16 protein-coding genes are annotated in these 18,308 nt (G+C 71.3%); 8 read left to right on the forward strand and 8 right to left on the reverse strand.

The window, feature by feature from the left end; translation table 11 throughout:
• Positions 1-3 precede the first annotated feature (3 nt).
• Entirely contained in the window at positions 4-1,155 is a 1,152-nt protein-coding gene (locus B9O00_RS18495; RefSeq protein WP_085124183.1) for a M24 family metallopeptidase, read from the forward strand.
• A 102-nt stretch (positions 1,156-1,257) separates the two neighbouring features.
• Positions 1,258-2,145, forward strand: a complete 888-nt coding sequence (locus B9O00_RS18500) for a hypothetical protein (protein WP_085124184.1) — start codon at positions 1,258-1,260, stop codon at positions 2,143-2,145.
• A 25-nt stretch (positions 2,146-2,170) separates the two neighbouring features.
• Here B9O00_RS18500 and B9O00_RS18505 read toward each other — a convergent pair whose 3' ends face one another.
• Entirely contained in the window at positions 2,171-2,902 is a 732-nt protein-coding gene (locus B9O00_RS18505; RefSeq protein WP_159460255.1) for a sulfite exporter TauE/SafE family protein, read from the reverse strand.
• Positions 2,903-3,075: 173 nt separating this feature from the next.
• On the reverse strand, positions 3,076-5,256 hold the full coding sequence (locus B9O00_RS18510) for a malate synthase G (RefSeq protein ID WP_085124186.1): 2,181 nt from the start codon (positions 5,254-5,256) through the stop codon (positions 3,076-3,078).
• Between the two features lie 263 nt (positions 5,257-5,519).
• On the opposite strand from B9O00_RS18510, the gene B9O00_RS18515 reads away from it, so the two are divergent.
• The 6 genes from B9O00_RS18515 (at position 5,520) to B9O00_RS18540 (ending at position 12,560) form a co-directional block, all read left to right on the forward strand.
• The gene (locus B9O00_RS18515; protein WP_085124187.1) at positions 5,520-6,464 is read left to right on the forward strand and encodes a ribose-phosphate pyrophosphokinase; all 945 of its coding nucleotides are present in this window, start codon (positions 5,520-5,522) and stop codon (positions 6,462-6,464) included.
• 119 nt (positions 6,465-6,583) lie between these two features.
• A complete protein-coding gene (locus B9O00_RS18520) occupies positions 6,584-7,216 on the forward strand; it encodes a 50S ribosomal protein L25/general stress protein Ctc (RefSeq protein ID WP_085124188.1) in 633 nt (210 codons plus the stop codon).
• A gap of 63 nt (positions 7,217-7,279) precedes the next feature.
• A complete protein-coding gene (gene pth, locus B9O00_RS18525) occupies positions 7,280-8,029 on the forward strand; it encodes an aminoacyl-tRNA hydrolase (RefSeq protein WP_085124189.1) in 750 nt (249 codons plus the stop codon).
• Positions 8,030-8,031: 2 nt separating this feature from the next.
• Positions 8,032-9,129: a redox-regulated ATPase YchF gene (gene ychF, locus B9O00_RS18530; RefSeq protein ID WP_085124190.1), complete on the forward strand. Its 1,098-nt coding sequence runs from the start codon at positions 8,032-8,034 to the stop codon at positions 9,127-9,129.
• A gap of 103 nt (positions 9,130-9,232) precedes the next feature.
• Positions 9,233-10,966 (forward strand): EAL domain-containing protein, encoded by a 1,734-nt coding sequence (locus B9O00_RS18535; RefSeq protein WP_085124191.1) that lies wholly within the window; start codon positions 9,233-9,235, stop codon positions 10,964-10,966.
• Positions 10,967-11,066: 100 nt separating this feature from the next.
• Positions 11,067-12,560 carry an adenylate/guanylate cyclase domain-containing protein gene (locus B9O00_RS18540; RefSeq protein ID WP_085124192.1) on the forward strand — a complete coding sequence of 498 codons (1,494 nt, stop codon included), beginning with the start codon at positions 11,067-11,069 and terminating at the stop codon, positions 12,558-12,560.
• Here the strand turns inward: B9O00_RS18540 and B9O00_RS18545 are convergent.
• From B9O00_RS18545 to B9O00_RS18570, 6 genes are all read right to left on the reverse strand, one after another.
• Positions 12,461-13,321, reverse strand: coding sequence for a VOC family protein (locus tag B9O00_RS18545; protein WP_085124193.1), 861 nt, complete (start codon positions 13,319-13,321; stop codon positions 12,461-12,463). The genes B9O00_RS18540 and B9O00_RS18545 overlap by 100 nt on opposite strands.
• Positions 13,318-13,989 (reverse strand): class II aldolase/adducin family protein, encoded by a 672-nt coding sequence (locus B9O00_RS18550; protein WP_085124194.1) that lies wholly within the window; start codon positions 13,987-13,989, stop codon positions 13,318-13,320. The genes B9O00_RS18545 and B9O00_RS18550 overlap by 4 nt, the downstream gene beginning before the upstream one ends.
• Entirely contained in the window at positions 13,986-15,083 is a 1,098-nt protein-coding gene (gene mtnA, locus B9O00_RS18555; RefSeq protein WP_085124195.1) for an S-methyl-5-thioribose-1-phosphate isomerase, read from the reverse strand. The genes B9O00_RS18550 and mtnA overlap by 4 nt, the downstream gene beginning before the upstream one ends.
• 10 nt (positions 15,084-15,093) lie before the next feature.
• Positions 15,094-15,987, reverse strand: coding sequence for an S-methyl-5'-thioadenosine phosphorylase (locus tag B9O00_RS18560; RefSeq protein WP_085124196.1), 894 nt, complete (start codon positions 15,985-15,987; stop codon positions 15,094-15,096).
• 248 nt (positions 15,988-16,235) lie between these two features.
• Positions 16,236-17,006, reverse strand: a complete 771-nt coding sequence (locus B9O00_RS18565) for a cytochrome c1 (RefSeq protein WP_085124197.1) — start codon at positions 17,004-17,006, stop codon at positions 16,236-16,238.
• Positions 17,006-18,307 carry a cytochrome b gene (locus B9O00_RS18570; RefSeq protein ID WP_085124198.1) on the reverse strand — a complete coding sequence of 434 codons (1,302 nt, stop codon included), beginning with the start codon at positions 18,305-18,307 and terminating at the stop codon, positions 17,006-17,008. The genes B9O00_RS18565 and B9O00_RS18570 overlap by 1 nt, the downstream gene beginning before the upstream one ends.
• Between the last annotated feature and the right edge of the window lies 1 nt (position 18,308).

The following is an 18,308-nucleotide window of genomic DNA, read 5'->3' on the forward strand; positions in this document are numbered from 1 at the left end:
ACGATGCCCCTGCACTTCTCCGAGGCCGAGCTCGCGGCCCGGCGCGCCGCGACCTGCCGGGCGCTCACCGAGGCCGGCCTCGACGGCCTGTTGATGTTCCGCCAGGAGTCGATGTTCTACCTGACCGGCTACGACACCTTCGGCTACGTCTTCTTCCAGTGCCTCTACCTCTCGGCCGACGGCGAGCTGGTGCTGCTGACCCGCGCGCCCGACCTGCGCCAGGCCGAGCAGACCTCGGTCGTCGAGGACATCCGCATCTGGGTCGACGCGCCCGACGCCCGGCCGGCGCTGGAGCTGAAGGCGATCCTGGAGGAGAAGGGCTGCAAGGGCGGCAGGCTGGGCGTCGAGTACGAGGCCTACGGCCTGACCGGCCGCAACTGCAAGCGGCTGGAGGCGGCGCTCGAGGGCTTCTGCACGCTGGAGGACGCCTCGCTGCTGGTCAGCCGCCAGCGGGTCGTGAAGTCGCCGGCCGAGATCGACTACGCGCGCACCGCCGGCCGGCTGGCCGACGCCGCCTGGGACGCGGCCCTGGGCCTCGCCGGACCGGGCGCCGACGAGGGCGCGATCCTGGCCGCCATGCAGGGCGCGATCTTCGCCGGCGGTGGCGACTACCCGGGCAACGAGTTCATCATCGGCTCGGGGCCGCAGGCCCTGCTCTGCCGCTACTACACCGGCCGCCGGGCGCTCGACCCGAAGGACCAGCTGACCCTGGAGTGGGCCGGCGCCTACCGGCACTACCACGCCGCCATGATGCGCACCCTGACCGTCGGCGGCACGCCGCCGCGCCAGCGCGAGATGCACCAGGTCGCCCGCGACGCCCTGCTGGCGGTCGAGGAGCGGCTGCGCCCCGGCGGCACGGTCGGCGCCGCCTTCGACGCCCACGCCGAGGTGCTGGACCGGGCCGGCTACCGGGCGCACCGCATGAACGCCTGCGGCTATTCGCTCGGCACGACCTTCTCGCCGAACTGGATGGACTGGCCGATGCTCTACCGCGGCAACCCCGTGGTGCTGGAGCCGGGCATGGTCTTCTTCGTGCACATCATCATCTTCGACAGCGAGCAGGGCCTGGCGATGAGCCTAGGCCGCACCTCGCTGGTCACCGAGGGCGCCGCCGAGCCGCTGTCGGCCGCGCCGCTCGACCTGGTCGAGCGCTAGGGCGGGGAGCCGGAGGACCGGCCTTGCCCTATCTCTCGATCCTGGTGCTGTTCAGCCTGCTCGGGCTGCTCGCCACCTGCATGATGATGTGACCGTTCCGACGTGCGTCTGCCGTTCCGCCTTCCCGTCGCCCTGCTGCTCCTGGCCCTGGCCGGCCTGGCCGGCTGCGGCGAGCTGCCCCGACCGTTCAAGCCGACCGGGCAGAAGGAGGCGGTCGACCTGCGCGCGATCACCTACGACAGCACTGTCGTCGTGCTGCCGCCCGACGGCGACATGCCGGCGGACCCAGAGCCGATCGCCGAGGCGCTGCGCGACGCGCTGCTGGCCGAGGGGCTGCTCGCGACGACCTGGCAGGAGTCCGACGGCGGCCTGCAGCTGAGCGGTCATGCCGAGGTCCGGCCGATCGGCGGCAGCCGGGACCTGCTGACCGCGAGCTGGTCGATCGACGGCCCGCGGGGCCGGCGCGCGCACTACCAGCAGACCCGCGCCCTGCCGGCCGGCGCCTGGCAGAGCAGCAACCACCAGGTGCTGGCCGAGGTCGCGACCGAGGTCGCCCAGCACCTCGCCCCGCAGCTGCTCGGTCCGGCGGTCGAGGAGGCGCTGCTGCCCGGCTTCCCCGGCGCGCACCTGGCGGTGCTGCCGGTGATCGGCGCGCCGGGCGACGGCGACCGGGCCCTGGCCTCGGCGCTCAAGGTCGCGCTCGACCGCGCCAAGCTGCCCGTCGTCGAGACGCGCGGCGCCCAGGACTTGGCGATCCAGGGCAGCGTCGCCGTGACCCCGGCTTCGGCCGGCAAGGAGCAGATCTCGATCGTCTGGCGCCTCGAGGACGCCGACGGCAAGGAGCTCGGCAAGATCTCCCAGGCCAACGCGATTCCGGCCGGCAGCCTGAACGGCGAATGGGGCGGCATCGCCGTGCTGGTCGCGCGCGGCGCCGCCAGCGGCCTGGCCGACCTGCTCGACCGCCTGGCCAGGGAGAAGGCGGCGGGCTGAGCGGAGGGCGCCGGGCCGGCGCCCGTCACGCCAGCAGCGCGGCCAGGGCGACGCCGGCCAGGATGGTCAGGGCGGCGCGGCGGAAGTGGCGTTCGCCGCCGCGTCGGAACAGATGGCTGCCGGCCCAGATGCCGGCCAGGTAGACCGGCAGCAGGACCGCGGCACGCAGCAGGGCCGTGGCGTCGAGCCGGCCGGTCCAGGCGAAGATCGCCAGGAACACGGCACCGACCCAGAAGAAGAACAGGATCAGGGCGCCGCGCACCTGGGCGACGGTGCCCGGCGTCGACATCAGCATCAGGATGACCGGCGGCCCGGCCATGCCGGTCGAGCCGGCCAGCAGGCCGCTGACGCAGCCGGTCGCGAAGCTGAGACCGCGGCCGATCGGCCGCGGCCAGCGCCAGCCGGCGACCAGTGCCACGACCAGCAGCAGCACGACGACCGCGATGGCCCGGCGCATCGCGGCAGGATCGACGGCGACGATGATCTGCCAGCCGAGCGGCAGGCAGAGCGTCGCACCGATCGCCATCGGCACGACCCGCCGCCAGTCGGCATCGCGGACCGCCGGCGGCAGCAGCTGCAGGTTGGCGGCGAGGTCGATCATCACGAAGACCACGACGGTCTCGACCGGCGGATAGAGCAGGCTGAGCCCCGGCATCACGATCATCGCCGCGCCGAAGCCCGAGAAGCCGCGCACCACCGCCGCCAGCGCGATCAGCGCGCAGGCCCCCAGCAGGTGCGGATCGAGGAACTCGGGCAAGGCGGCGGCCTTCCTGCTGCATGTCCCCTCTCCGCCCCCGGGGGGCGGGGAGGGCTGGGAGAGGTGGGGGATTCCCTACCTCTCCGAAGCCGGCGACGATCGCATCACCGCCCGGAGTCGCCCCACCTCTCCCCGCCCCTTTCCGCCCCCCGGGGCGGAGAGGGGGAGAAGTGTCACGGCCTGCCGCCAGCCTTGGCGACCTGGCGCCACTTGTGCAGCAGCGGCTCGGTGTAGCCGCTCGGCTGCTCGCGGCCCTTGAAGACCAGGTCGGTGGCGGCGCGGAAGGCGACCGAGCTGTCGTAGTCGGGCGCCATCGGCCGGTAGGCGGGATCGCCGGCGTTCTGGCCGTCGACGACCTTGGCCATGCGCCGGAAGGTCTCCTGGACCTGCGCCTCGCTGACGATGCCGTGGTGCAGCCAGTTGGCCATGTGCTGGCTGGAGATGCGCAGGGTCGCGCGGTCCTCCATCAGGCCGATGTCGTTGATGTCCGGCACCTTCGAGCAGCCGACGCCCTGGTCGATCCAGCGCACGACGTAGCCGAGGATGCCCTGGGCGTTGTTGTCGAGCTCCTGCTGGCGCTCATCCGGCGCCCAGTTGGTGTCGGTCGCGACCGGGATGGTCAGCAGGTCGGCGAGCAGGCTGTCGGCGGAGCCAGCCGCCTGGCCCTCCATCTCGGCCTGCAGGCCGGCGACATCGACCTGGTGGTAGTGCAGGGCGTGCAGCGTCGCGGCGGTCGGCGAGGGCACCCAGGCGGTGTTGGCGCCGGCCTTGGGGTGGCCGATCTTCTGCTCCAGCATGTCGGCCATCAGGTCGGGCATGGCCCACATGCCCTTGCCGATCTGCGCCTTGCCGCGCAGGCCGCACTTCAGCCCGGCGCGCACGTTGTTGCGCTCGTAGGCCTGGATCCAGCTGGTCGCCTTCATGGCGCCCTTGCGGACCATCGGCCCGGCCTCCATCGAGGTGTGGATCTCGTCGCCGGTGCGGTCGAGGAAGCCGGTGTTGATGAAGGCGACCCGGTGCCTGGCCGCGGCGATGCAGGCCTCGAGGTTGACGGTCGTGCGCCGCTCCTCGTCCATGATGCCGAGCTTGACCGTGTAGCGCTCCAGGCCGAGCACCGCCTCGACCCGGCCGAACAGCTCGTCGGCGAAGGCGACCTCCTCGGGCCCGTGCATCTTCGGCTTGACGATGTAGACGCTGCCGGCGCGCGAGTTCCTGAGCTTGCCCGTGCCCTTCAGGTCGTGCAGGGCGATCGCGACGGTGACCGCGGCATCCAGGATGCCCTCGGGGATCTCGCTGCCGTCCTGCAGCCGGATCGCCGGGTTGGTCATCAGGTGCCCGACGTTGCGCACGAACATCAGCGAGCGGCCGTGCAGGGTCAGGCTGCCGCCGTCGGGCGCCTGGTAGCTGCGGTCCGGGTTGAGGGCGCGGGTGAAGGTCGTGCCGCCCTTGGTGACCTGCTCGGTCAGGTCGCCGTTCATCAGGCCGAGCCAGTTGCGATAGACCGCGACCTTGTCCTCGGCGTCGACCGCGGCGACCGAGTCCTCGCAGTCCATGATCGTGGTGATCGCGGCCTCGACCAGCAGGTCCTTGACGCCGGCCTTGTCGGTGCGGCCGATCGGATGGTCGCGGTCGACCTGGATCTCCAGGTGCAGCCCGTTGTGGCGCAGCAGCAGCGCCGAGGGGGCGGCGGCCTCGCCGAGGAAGCCGACGAACTGGCTGCGCTGGGCCAGGCCGGCGGGGCCTGTCGCGGTCTCGGCGACCAGCGCGCCGTTCTTGACCGAATAGCCGGTGACCTCGGCGTGGGAGGCGCCGGCCAGCGGGGCCGCGCGGTCCAGCACGTCGCGGGCGAAGGCGATGACCTTCTCGCCGCGCTCCGGGTTGTAGCCGCCGCCCTTCCCGGCGCCGCCGGTCTCGGGGATCGCGTCGGTGCCGTAGAGCGCGTCGTAGAGGCTGCCCCAGCGGGCGTTGGCGGCGTTGAGCGCGTAGCGCGCGTTGGAGACCGGCACGACCAGCTGCGGGCCGGCCTGCAGGGCGATCTCCTCGTCGATCTTCGAGGTCTCGATGCGGAAGGCCGGCGGCGCCGGCAGCAGGTAGCCGATCTCCTCCAGGAAGGCGCGGTAGGCGGCCGGGTCGAAGCCGGCCCGGTGCTCGCGGTGCCAGGCGTCGATCTTCGCCTGCAGCGCGTCGCGCTTGTCCAGCAACGCGCGGTTGCGCGGCGCCAGGTCGTGCGCCAGGGCGTCGAGGCCCGTCCAGAAGGACTCCGCCTCGACACCGGTGCCGGGCAGGGCCTCGTTCTCCAGGAAGGCGGCGAGGTCGGCCGATACGCTCAGCCGGTGGCGGGGAATATATGTCATGGCAGGATGCTACCTATCGCAATTCGCTTGCCGGGGGAAACCGGCTTGTCGAACGAATCTGTCGTTCCGTGGGGGCATGGCTGAACCGCCGCGCCCGGGGCGGCCGGCGGGCCTCCCGCGGGGCCGGCGGAAGGCCCGGAAAACGAGTCTCTCGGCGCGGTTTACAGTCCCGTGACGGGCCACTATAGTCCGCGCGCCTCGGGGCAGGGCCGCTGCCCCCGCTACGCATTTCCACAGCCGAGCGTGAGCCGAGCGACGACGCGATGAAGATCCTGACCGGCAACTCGAACCGGCCGCTGGCCGAGGCGATCTCGGCCTTCCTGAACCTGCCGCTGACCAACGCCTCGGTGCGCCGCTTCTCCGACGACGAGGTCTTCGTCGAGATCCACGAGAACGTCCGCGGCGAGGACGTCTTCCTGATCCAGTCGACCTGCTACCCGGCCAACGACAACCTGATGGAGCTGCTGGTCGCGCTCGATGCCCTGCGCCGCGCCTCGGCACGCCGCGTCACCGCGGTGATCCCCTACTACGGCTACGCCCGCCAGGACCGCAAGTTGGGCTCGCGCACGCCGATCTCGGCCAAGCTGGTCGCCAACCTGATCACCGCGGCCGGTGCTGCGCGCGTGCTGACCATCGACCTGCATGCCGGCCAGATCCAGGGCTTCTTCGACATCCCGACCGACAACCTCTTCGCCGCGCCGGTCTTCGTGAACGACATCCTGGAGAAGTTCGACGGCGAGGAGATCACGGTGGTCTCGCCGGACGTCGGCGGCGTGGTGCGCGCCCGCGCCATCGCCAAGCGCATCGACGCCGACCTCGCGATCATCGACAAGCGGCGCGAGCGCGCCGGCGTCTCCGAGGTCATGAACATCATCGGCGACGTCGCCGGCCGGCGCTGCATCCTGGTCGACGACATCGTCGATTCCGCGGGCACGCTGTGCAACGCCGCGGTCGCCCTGCGCGACGCCGGCGCCACCTCGGTCTGCGCCTACGTGACCCACGGCGTGCTGTCCGGCAACGCGGTCGCGCGCGTCACCTCCTCGCCGCTCGAGGAGCTGGTGACGACGGACTCGATCCCGGCGACCCAGGCGGTCCGCGTCGCCCAGAACATCCGCCAGCTGACCATCGCGCCGCTGCTCGGCGAGGCGATGCGCCGGATCAGCGACGAGCGCTCCGTCTCGAGCCTGTTCGACCACCCGCCGGTCTGAGCCCCAGGGCAAGGACCGGCGTCCACCGGCCGGCGCGGGCACCCCTGGAGGCCCGGTCGTGCCATTCCGCCGTCCGGTCGTCCGGGCGGTCTTCCTGCTGAGGAGCTGAGAGAAACACGATGACCGAAACCCATACCTTGACCGCAGAGCTGCGGGAGCGGGCCGGAAAGGGGGCCGCCCGTGCCGTTCGCCGCGGCGGCCGCGTGCCGGCCGTGATCTACGGCGCCGGCAAGGCGCCGCTGTCGATCTCCCTCGAGGACGCCGCCATCAAGCGCGAGATCAACCGCGCCGGCTTCCTGACCACGCTGTTCGACGTCAAGGTCGGCAGCGAGACCGAGCGGGTGCTGCCGCGCGACATCCACTTCGACCCGGTGACCGACTGGCCGCTGCACGTCGACTTCCTGCGGGTCTCGGCCAACACCAAGGTCACCGTGCAGGTCCACGTGCACTTCATGAACGAGACGAAGTCGCCGGGCCTGAAGCGCGGCGGCGTGCTCAACATCGTGCGCCACGAGGTCGGCCTGATCTGCGAGGCCGACAAGATCCCGGATCACCTGGACTGCGACCTCAGCGGCTTCGACCTCGGCGACTCCGTGCACATCAGCCACGTCAAGCTGCCCGAGGGCGTCGAGCTCGAGATCGAGGATCGCGACTTCACCATCGCGACGATCGCGACGCCGAGCGCCGTCGCCGCCGAGCAGGCCGAGGCCCAGGCCGCCGAGGCGGAAGGCGAGGGCGAGACCGAGGAGTAAGGCTCCCGGTCTCCGGTTCCGGCGTTCGCACCCCCGGGGCCCCGCTGCAGGAGACGCCGCACCATGCTGCTGCTGGTCGGACTCGGCAACCCGGGGCCCAGCTACGCCGGCAATCGCCACAACATCGGCTTCATCGCCCTGGATGCGATCGCCCGCCGCCACGGCTTCGGCCCGTGGCGGCGGCGCTTCCAGGGCGAAGTCGCCGAGGGCCAGCTGGCCGGCGAGAAGGTCCTCGCCCTCAAGCCGCTGACCTACATGAACGAATCCGGCCGCGCCGTCGGCGAGGCCAGCCGCTTCTACAAGATCGAGCCGCAGGACGTGATCGTGCTCCACGACGAGCTCGACCTCGCCCCCGGCAAGGTCAAGGTCAAGGCGGGCGGCGGTGCCGCCGGCCACAACGGCCTGCGCTCGATCACCAGCCACATCGGCCCCTACTTCCGGCGCGTGCGCCTGGGCATCGGCCACCCCGGCCACAAGGACCGGGTGCTCGGCTGGGTGCTCTCCGACTTCGCCAAGGCCGACGCCGAATGGCTTGAGCGGCTGACCGACGCCGTCGCGGCCGACGCGCCGCTGCTCGCCGAGAACAGCGAGAAGGCCGACGGCAGCTTCATGAGCCGGGTCAACCAGGCGGTCTTCCCGCCGAAGCCGCGCAAGCCGAAGCCGGCCGCCGCGGCCCCGGCGGCGCGGGCCCCTGGACCGGCCCCTGGACCGGCGCCGACGACCGCGGCGGCCCCGCCCGCGGCAGAGGAACCCGAGAGCCTGATCGCACGCGCCCTGCGCCAGGCGCGCGAGAAGCTCCAGCACAAGGACTGACCATGGGCTTTCAATGCGGCATCGTCGGCCTGCCGAACGTCGGCAAGTCGACCCTGTTCAACGCGCTGACCGAGACCGCCGCCGCCGAGGCGGCGAACTACCCCTTCTGCACGATCGAGCCGAACGTCGGCCGGGTCGCGGTGCCCGACGAGCGCCTGGACCGCATCGCCGCGATCGCCAAGTCGGCGAAGACCCTGCCGACCCAGCTGGAGTTCGTCGACATCGCCGGCCTGGTGCGCGGCGCCAGCAAGGGCGAGGGCCTGGGCAACCAGTTCCTGGCCAACATCCGCGAGGTCGACGCGATCGTCCACGTGCTGCGCTGCTTCGAGGGCGACGTCACCCATGTCGACGGCTCGGTCGATCCCCTGCGCGACGCCGACACGGTCGAGACCGAGCTGATGATCGCCGACCTGGACAGCGTCGAGCGGCAGTACGACAACACCGCCAAGCGCGCCAAGGTCGGCGACAAGGAGGCGCAGCGGCGCCTCGCGGTGCTGGAGCCCGTCGTCGCGGCGCTGCGCGACGGCCGCCCGGCGCGCAGCGTCGCGATCGACAACGAGCAGCAGGCGCTCTTCAAGGGCCTCAACCTGCTGACCGCCAAGCCGGTGCTCTATGTCGCCAACGTCGAGGAGGAGTCGGCGGCCACCGGCAACGCCCTCTCCGAGGCGGTGCGCGCCAAGGCCGCGGCCGAGGGCGCCGGCTTCGTCGTGATCTCGGCGGCGATCGAGGCCGAGGTCGCCAGCCTCTCCGATCCCGAGGAGAAGCGCGAGTTCCTGGAGACTCTGGGCCTCAGGGAGACCGGCCTCGCCCGGCTGATCCGCGAGGGCTACCGGCTGCTCGGCCTGATCACCTTCTTCACCGCCGGCCCGAAGGAGACGCGGGCCTGGACCGTGCGCGACGGCGCCAAGGCGCCGGAGGCCGCGGGCGTCATCCACACCGACTTCGAGCGCGGCTTCATCCGCGCCGAGACCATCGCCTACGACGACTTCGTCGCGCTCGGCGGCGAACAGGCCGCCAAGGACGCCGGCAGGATGCGCGCCGAGGGCAAGGAATACCTGGTCCACGACGGCGACATCTTCCACTTCCGCTTCAACGTCTGAGGCGGCGGCCGGGGCGGCTTTCCCCCCGGGCCCTTTACCCGGGCTTAAGCCCCCGCCGGCTAGGCTGCGCGGAGTCGGCGGAAAAGCGGGTACCGGGGCGAGGATGTCGCAGCAGAACGCCATACAGACGATCAAGCTCCAGCGCGAGCGGTTTCTGGCGTTCAGCTTCGCCATGGCCGACCTCTTGATCGAGGTCGAGCAGGACGGCCGGATCGGCTTCATCGCCGGCGCCTGCCGCCGCTTCTTCGGCGAGGACGACGCCAGCCTGATGGGCCAGGCGCTGGTCGACCGGATCGCCGGCACCAGCCGCCCGCTGGTCGGCCAGCTGCTGCGCCAGCTCGACGCCGGCCGGCGCATCCCGCCGATCGAGATCGCCATCGACCGGGTCGGCAGCGGCCCGGAGAAGGCCCTGCTCTGCGGCTATGCCCTGCCCGGCCATCCGGTCAAGTACATGACGATCGGCGCGCCGGAGCGCTTCCGCGCCCTGCTCTCCCAGAACGAGGACCGCGACGCGGAGAGCGGCCTGCACTCGGCCGAGAGCTTCGCCGAGCGGGCGCGCGAGCTGATCGAATCGGCCGACGACACGACCGGCGAGCTGACCATGACCTTCATGGAGCTCGAGGGCCTGGAGCGCCTGGAGCGCTCGGTCGCGCCGCAGGCCTACAAGGACCTGATCAGCGAGGTCGCCGCCTTCCTGCGCCTGCAGTCGGTCGGCGGCGATTCCGCGGGCCGTCTCGACCAGGGCCGCTTCGGCGTCATCACCGGCTCGGGGGTCGACGCCTCGCGGCTGGCCAGCGGCCTCGCCGAGGCCGTGCCGCAGGCCCGCCAGCTGACGGTCAGCACCCACAGCCAGCAGCTGCACGCCGCCGGCCTGTCCCCGGACAAGGCCTCGCGGGCGCTGATCCACACCCTGCGCCGCTTCCAGAGCGAGGGCCTGAGCGACGCGGTGCGCGCCGACCCCGGCAGCCAGTTCCGCGACCTGCTGCAGGAGACCCTGAAGGGCATCGAGCACTTCCAGGAGGTCATCGAGCGCGATCGCATCGCGCTGGCCTACCAGCCGATCGTCTCGCTCGACGACGGCAGGCTGCACCACTACGAGGTGCTGGCGCGGCTGCACGACGGCGCCTCGCCCTACGAATGGGTCACCCTCGGCGAGTCGATCGGCATGATCGCCGCCTTCGACCTGACGATCTGCCGCAAGGCCCTGGCCGACCTCAGCGACCGCTCGGCCCCGGCCGACCTGCGGCTCGCGGTCAACCTCTCGGCCCAGTCGCTGCAGGACGAGGTCTTCCTCGACGCCGTCGAGGTGCTGCTCGAGCAGTACGCCAACCTCCGCCCGCGCCTCTCCTTCGAGGTGACCGAGTCGGCGGAGATCAAGGACTTCAGGGCGGTCGACGCGGCGATCCAGCGGCTGCGCGGCCTCGGCTGCCAGGTCGGCCTCGACGACTTCGGCGCCGGCAGCGCCTCGTTCCAGTACCTGCAGGCCTTCACCATCGATTTCGTCAAGATCGACGGCGCCTACGTGCGGGCGATGACCGACTCGCGGCGCGACCAGGCGCTGGTCAAGGGCATGGCGGCGATCTGCAGCGACCTCGGGGTCTCGCTGATCGCCGAGATGATCGAGACCGACGAGCAGGTCGAGCTGCTGAAGCGGATCGGCGTCAAGTTCGGCCAGGGCTACCGCTTCGGCAAGCCGCAGATCGGCCGTCCGACGCCGCCGCCCGCGCCGGCCGCCGCGGCGACCGCCGGCGCGCCGGCCTCGCGCGGCCCCTCCCCCGAGGCCCTGGCTGCCCTGCGCGCCCGGCGCCGGCGCGGCGCCTCCGACACCTGGATGTGACGCCGGGACCGAAGTGAGGCAGGTCGGCGGCGCTGCCCTGGGACAGCGCCACGGATAAGCCTATCTTCCCGGGCAAGCACGCCGCTCGAAAGGATGCGTGATGCCCGACCGCCCGCCGCCCCGACGTCGACCGCTGTTCCGGCTGCCCGGCGCCCGCGCGCGCTGGATCGCCGACCCGCACCTGGCCCAGGCGGTGACGCGCGCCGAGCGCGCCGGCGTCGCCTTCTCGTTCCAGGTGCGCGCCGCCGTGCTGCTGCTGGTCGCGGTCTGGCTGGCGATCACCGTGCCGATGCCGCGGGTCTTCTACTGGCACGGCATGATCCTGCTGTTCCTGCTGTCCGGGCTGATCCCCTACCGGCTGCGCCACCGGAGCCACTGGCGCCGCTGGCTGGTCGGCTTCACCCTGCTCGACGCGGCGCTGCTGACGACGATCCTGATCCTGCCCAACCCCTTCTACGAGACCGGCTGGCCGATCCAGACCCAGCTGCGCTTCCACAACCAGCTCTACCTCTTCGTCTTCCTGGCCGGTGCGCTGCTCAGCTATTCGCCGGGCATGGTGCTCTGGACCGGGCTCTGCATCGCCGCGAGCTGGAGCGTCGGAACCTGGCTGATCGCCCGGCTGCCGGGCAGCATCCTCGCCCTGCCGCCGACCGTCGACGGCAAGGTCGAGGGCAGCCTCTCGGCCTTTCTCGACCCGCGCTTCGTCGATCTGAACCGCTGGGCCAACGAGGTCGTGCTGCTGCTCATCGTCGCCCTGGTCGGCGCCGTCGCGGTCTGGCGCGCCCGCCGGCTGCTGCACCGGCAGATCGACAGCGAGCGGGCGCGCAGCCATCTGTCGCGCTACTTCTCGCCCGACGTCGCCGACCGCCTGGCCCGCGAGGGCGGGCGGCTCGAGACCGCCGAGGAACGCCCGGTCGCCGTGCTGTTCGTCGACATCGTCGGCTTCACCGGCCTGTCCGAGGGCCGCCCGGCGGAGCAGGTGGTCACGCTGCTGCGCAGCTTCCGCACCCGCATGGCGCGCTGCGTCTTCGCCCACGGCGGCACGCTGGACAAGTACGTCGGCGACGAGGTCATGGCGACCTTCGGCACGCTCGGCAGCGGCCGGCGCGACGCCGCCAACGCCATCGCCTGCGGCCTCGCCATGCTCGGCGAGGTGGAACGCTGGAACGCCAAGCGCCGGCAGCGCGGCACCGCCGAGATCGCCGTCGGCGTCGGCATCCACTACGGGCCCTGCGTCGTCGGCAACGTCGGCAGCGCCAGCCAGCTGGAGTTCACCTGCATCGGCGACGCGGTGAACTGCGCCCAGCGCCTCGAGCGCCTGACCCGCGAGCTCGGCACGCCGATCATCGTCAGCGAGGACGCCATGGCCGCGGCGCGGCGCGAGCTGGAAGGCGAGGAGGAGAGCCTGGCGCGCTTCGCCGTCGGCGGGACCCATCCGCTGCGCGGCCGCCTGGAGGAGGTGCCGATCTGGCACCTGGAGCCCGATCCGGCCGGTCAGACGAAGCCGAGCATCACCCCGTTGACCTCGGAAGGCTCGACGTACAGGGCGCCGTCGACGCCGGTCGCCAGCGACACGCCGGTCGCCTCCAGGTAGAGCCGGGTGGTGCGCCGGTCGGCGACGGTCACGATCATGCCGGCCAGCCAGGGCCGCGGCTGCACCGGCGCCGGCGCCTCGAAGGGCCAGTGCGCCTGGAACACGCCGGGCGTCACGAAGCGCAGCCGGCAGCGCCCGACCTCGACGATCAGCTCGCCGTCGGCCATGGCCACCGCCTCGTCGCCGAGCAGCGTGGCGTAGGTCAGCGCCAGCTCGCCGGGCCGGTCGACGACGTTGACCAGCTCGCGGATGCCGGTGGCGCCGTTCGGATGGACCAGCCATTCCTTGCGCCAGACCAGCTCCGGCGTCAGGTGGCGGCATACGAAGGCCTTCAGGTCCGGCACCGCCGCCGGTTCGGGGAACAGCAGCTCGAAGGCCGGCTGCACCTCGCCTTCCGGCAGCTCGATGACGCGCTTCAGGCTGCGCGGTCCCTCGGCGCTCCAGCCGGCCGCCTGGATCGCCCGGCCGGTCGCCGCGAGGTCGCGGCCGCGGAAGGCGAGGCCCAGCAGCCCCTCACGCACCGCCAGGAAACGGTCGAGGTCGTTGACGAACTTGCTGCTGTCGACGATGCCGATCAGCTCGACGTAGTCGTTCGGGAACATCAGGCAGTAGTTGGCCGTGCCCCAGCCGATGTGGCGGCCGCGCGGACAGGGCCGGAAGCCGAGCCTCAGCCAGGCGAGCCTCGCCGCCTCCAGGTCGCGCACGCCGACCAGGACGTGGTCCAGGCCGTCCAGGCCCGTGCCCTGCGGTGCCGCGGTCATCCGACCGCCTCCTCGGGGCCGCTGGCGTAGCCGTAGCCGGCCGCGAACTTCTCCAGCACCTTGTTCATCTCGGTCTTGGACAGCAGTTTCGGCTTGCCGAGCAGCAGCACGTGCCAGAACTGCCGGGCCAGGGTCTCGACCTCGACCGCGATCTTCAGGGCCTCGGCCAGGTCGGCGCCGCAGGCGATCATGCCGTGGTGGGCGAGCAGGCAGGCCTTGCGGTGGCGCAGCGCCTTCAGCGCCTCCCGCGACAGCTCCTCGGTGCCGAAGGTCTTGTACTTGCTGCAGCGGATCGAATCGCCGCCGGCGATCGCCACCATGTAGTGGAAGGCCGGGATGCCCTTGCCCTGGCAGGCCAGGGCGGTCCCATAGGTCGGGTGGCTGTGGACCACCGCGCCGATCTCGTCGCGCGCCGTCAGGATGTCGCGGTGGATGCGCCATTCGCTGGACGGCCTGAGACCCGCGGTCTCGACGCTCCACTCGCCGGCCAGGTCCATGGCCACGATGTCGGCCGGCTTCATCGCCTCGTAGTCGACGCCCGAGGGCGTGACCAGGAGGCCGCCGTCGACGCGCACGCCGATGTTGCCGGAGCTGCCCTGGTTGATGCCGAGCGCGTTCATCCGGCGCGCCGTGGCGACGATCTCCCGGCGCAGGCGTTCCTGCTTCACGGCACCCGCTCCGGGAACAGCGCGGCGAGGCCCTCGCGCGACGCCGTGGCGACGCCGCGCTCGGTGATGAGGCCGCTGACCAGGCGCGCCGGCGTCACGTCGAAGGCGTAGTTGGCGACCGGGCTGCCCGGTGCCACGACCTCGATGGTCGCCAGGCTGCCGTCCGCGGTCGCGCCGGTCAGGTGGGTGACCTCGCGGGCGTCGCGTTCCTCGATCGGGATCTCCTCGATGCCGTCCGACAGGGTCCAGTCGATCGTCGGGCTCGGCAGCGCGACGTAGAAGGGCACGCCGTTGTCCTGGGCCGCCAGGGCCTTCAGGTAGGTGCCGATCTTGTTGCAGACGTCGCCGGTCGCGGTCGTGCGGTCGGTGCCGACGATGCAGAGGTCGACCAGGCCGTGCTGCATCAGGTGGCCGCCGACGTTGTCGGCGACGACCTTGTGCGGCACGCCGTGGTGGCCGAGCTCCCAGGCGGTCAGCGCGGCGCCCTGGTTGCGCGGCCGGGTCTCGTCGACCCAGACGTTGAGCGCGATGCCCTTCTCGTGGGCGAGGTAGATCGGCGCGGTCGCCGTGCCCCAGTCGACCGTCGCCAGCCAGCCGGCGTTGCAGTGGGTCAGCACGTTGACCGCCTCGCCGGGCTTCTTCTTCGCCGCCGCCGCCTCGATCAGCGCCAGGCCGTGCCCGCCGATCGCGCGACACAGCGCGACGTCCTCCTCGGCCAGCTCGCCGGCCCGCTCGTAGGCCGCCTGGCGCCGTGCGTTGTCGCCGAGCGGACGCAGCAGCCGCTGCATTTCCTCGAGTGCCCAGCGCAGGTTGACCGCCGTCGGCCGGGTCGCCAGCAGGGTCGCGCAGGCGCGCTCCAGGCCGGCGTCGCTGGGGTCCTCGGTCATCGCCAGGGCAACGCCGTAGGCCGCGGTGACGCCGATCAGCGGCGCGCCGCGCACCTGCATCGAGCGGATCGCGTGGGCCGCGGCCTCCAGGCCCTGCAGGCGCTCGACGACGAAGCGGTGCGGCAGCCGGGTCTGGTCGATGATCTCGACCGTCCAGCCGTCCTCGGCCAGCCAGATCGTGCGGTAGGGCTTGCCATCGACCTTCATCGGGCCGCCCTCACGACTCGAGCACCCGTCCGGCGACCGCGTCGAGCAGGGCCAGACGGGCCGGATCGCGCTTCTCCGGCGCGGTGATCAGGGCCGCATCGAGGGCGCGGTGGCAGCCGGCCTCGCAGCTCGTGTGGCGGCCCGCCAGCGCCGGCACCGTCCGGGTCACCAGGGTGCGGGCGCGCTCGGCGTTGTCGAGCAGCACCTTGACGATCTGCTCGACCGTGACGTGGTCGTGGTCGGGGTGCCAGCAGTCGAAGTCGGTGACCATGGCGACGGTCGCGTAGCAGAGCTCGGCCTCGCGGGCCAGCTTGGCCTCCGGCATGTTGGTCATGCCGATGACGTCGCAGCCCCAGGAGCGATAGAGCGCCGACTCCGCCTTGGTCGAGAACTGCGGTCCTTCCATCGTCAGGTAGGTGCCGCCGACCCGGTGCGGGATGTCGAGCGCGCTGCAGGCCTCGGCCAGGGCCCTGCCCAGGCGGCGGCAGGTCGGATGCGCCATCGAGACATGGGCGACCAGGCCGTCGCCGAAGAAGGACTTCTCCCGCGCGAAGGTGCGGTCGATGAACTGGTCGACGATGACGAAGCTGCCCGGCGGCAGCTCCTCCTTCAGCGAGCCAACGGCGGAGACCGAGATCACCTCGGTGACGCCGGCGCGCTTCAGGGCGTCGATGTTGGCGCGGTAGTTGATCGTCGTCGGCGACTGAACGTGGCCGCGGCCGTGCCGCGGCAGGAAGACCAGCTGCTGGCCGCCCAGCCTGCCGAACAGCAGGGCATCGGACGACGCCCCGAATGGCGAGTCGATCGTCCGCCATTCGGTGTCGGTCAAGCCGTCGATGTCATAGACGCCGCTGCCGCCGATGATGCCGATCACCGGCGGCGTCCCCGGTTCGCTGTTCCCCACGCTGCCTCCCTCTGTCCCTCGCCGGCGATCATAGCGATTCGCGGCGGGGCGGTGCAGCCCCCAAGGCTGGCGCCGCGGACAGGACGGTCCGACCCCGGGACCATCAAAACGATTGTTTCTTCGAAGCGCAAGCCCGCAAGAGATGCATTCGGGCAGCGGCGCCCGCCGCAGCGGCCGGTGCCATGGAAAAAGGGCCGCGTCCCCTCGGGACGCGGCCCCTTTCGCTGCTGCGGCGAAACGCCCGCCGGTCAGTGGGCGACGTCGCTCCAGACCCGGCGCTTGACCGCGTAGAGCAGGCCGGTCAGCACGATCAGGAACAGGATCACCTTGATGCCCATGCGCTTGCGGGCGATCAGGTTCGGCTCGGCCGCCCACATCAGGAAGGTCGAGACGTCCTCGGCCATCTGCGGCACGGTCGCCTTGGTCCCGTCGGCGTACTCGACCACGCCCTCGGACAGCGGCGGCGGCATCGAGATCATGTGCCCCGGGAAGTACTTGTTGTAGTACTTGCCCGGCGTCACCTCGACCCCGGCCGGCGGCTCCACGAAGCCTTCGCCGATCAGATTGTAGATGTAGGTCGGGCCGCCTGCGCGGGCCTTGGCCATCAGCGACAGGTCCGGCGGCAGGGCGCCGCCGTTGGCGACCCGCGCCGCCTGCTCGTTGGCGAAGGGCGAGGGCCAGCGATCGGAGGGCACCGCCGGCCGCATGAACATCTCGCCCTGGTCGTTCGGACCGTCCTGGACCTGGAAGTCCGCGGCGATCTTCTTGATCTGGTCGTCGTCGTAGCCCAGCGCCGCGAGGTTGCGGAAGGCGACGAAGTCGAGGCCGTGGCAGGCCGAGCAGACGTTCTTGAAGACCTGCAGGCCGCGCTGCAGGGCCGCCGGATCGAAGGTGCCGAAGACGCCGTCGAACGACCAGTCCTTCGGCGGCAGCTTGATCTCGCCGGCCGCGCGGGCGGAGTCGGCCGCGCCCAGCGCCAGGACGGCGGCGACAGCGAGGCTCAGTACCGTCTTGCGCATCAGGCTTTCTCCATCGGCTGGGCGGTGGCCGCGGCGCCGACCGGCCCGGAGCCCTTCAGGACAGGCTCGCTGATCGACACCGGCAGCGGTTTCGGCCGCTCCAGCTTGCCGAGCAACGGCATCAGGATCAGGAAATGGATGAAGTAGTAGGCCGTGCAGACCTGCCCGATCGGGACCCAGATGCCCTCCGGCGGCTGCGAGCCGACGTAGTCGAGCATCACGACGTCGGCCACCAGCACCCAGAAGAACCACTTGTAGAGCGGCCGGAACTTGGCGCTGCGCACCGGCGAGGTGTCGAGCCAGGGCAGCAGGAACAGGATCAGGATCGAGCCGAACATCGTGATCACGCCGCCCAGCTTGGCCTCGATGAGGACCACGCCGGTGAAGGGGATGCCGATGTTGAAGGTGATCGCGCGCAGCATCGCGTAGAACGGCAGGAAGTACCACTCGGGCACGATGTGCGGCGGCGTCTGAAGCGGGTTCGCTTCGATGTAGTTGTCGGTGTGGCCCATGTAGTTGGGCAGGTAGAAGATCACGACGGCGAAGGCGATCAGGAACACGCCGATGCCGAAGTAGTCCTTCACCGTGTAGTAGGGCGCGAAGGGGATCGTGTCCTGCGGCCCCTTGACGTCGATGCCCAGCGGGTTGTTCGAGCCGAAGCGGTGCAGCGCCCAGATGTGCAGCACGACCACGCCCAGGATCACGAAGGGCAGCAGGTAGTGCAGGGCGAAGAAGCGGTTCAGCGTCGGGTTGGCGACCGAGAAGCCGCCCCACAGCCAGGTGACGATGCTGTCGCCGATCACCGGGATCGCCGAGAACAGGTTGGTGATCACCGTGGCGCCCCAGAAGGACATCTGGCCCCAGGGCAGCACGTAGCCCATGAAGGCCGTCGCCATCATCAGCAGCAGGATCACCAGGCCGAGCATCCAGAGCAGCTCGCGCGGCGCCTTGTAGGAGCCGTAGTAGAGCCCGCGGAAGATGTGGATGTAGACCACGATGAAGAAGAAGCTGGCGCCGTTCATGTGGATGTAGCGGATCAGCCAGCCGTAGTTCACGTCGCGCATGATCCGCTCGACCGAGCGGAAGGCGTAGTCGACGTGCGGCGTGTACTGCATCGCCAGCAGCACGCCGGTGGCGATCATGATCATCAGCGCCACGCCGGCCAGCGAGCCGAAGTTCCACCAGTAGTTCAGGTTCTTCGGGGTCGGGTAGCCGGAGCCCACCGAATGATCGATGAAGCTGAAGATCGGCATCCGGTATTCGATCCAGCGGATCACCGGGTTCTTGGTCTGGAATGCCATT

Origin of the sequence: Tistlia consotensis USBA 355 (genome assembly GCF_900177295.1) — a bacterium.
Classification (GTDB): domain Bacteria; phylum Pseudomonadota; class Alphaproteobacteria; order Kiloniellales; family DSM-21159; genus Tistlia; species Tistlia consotensis.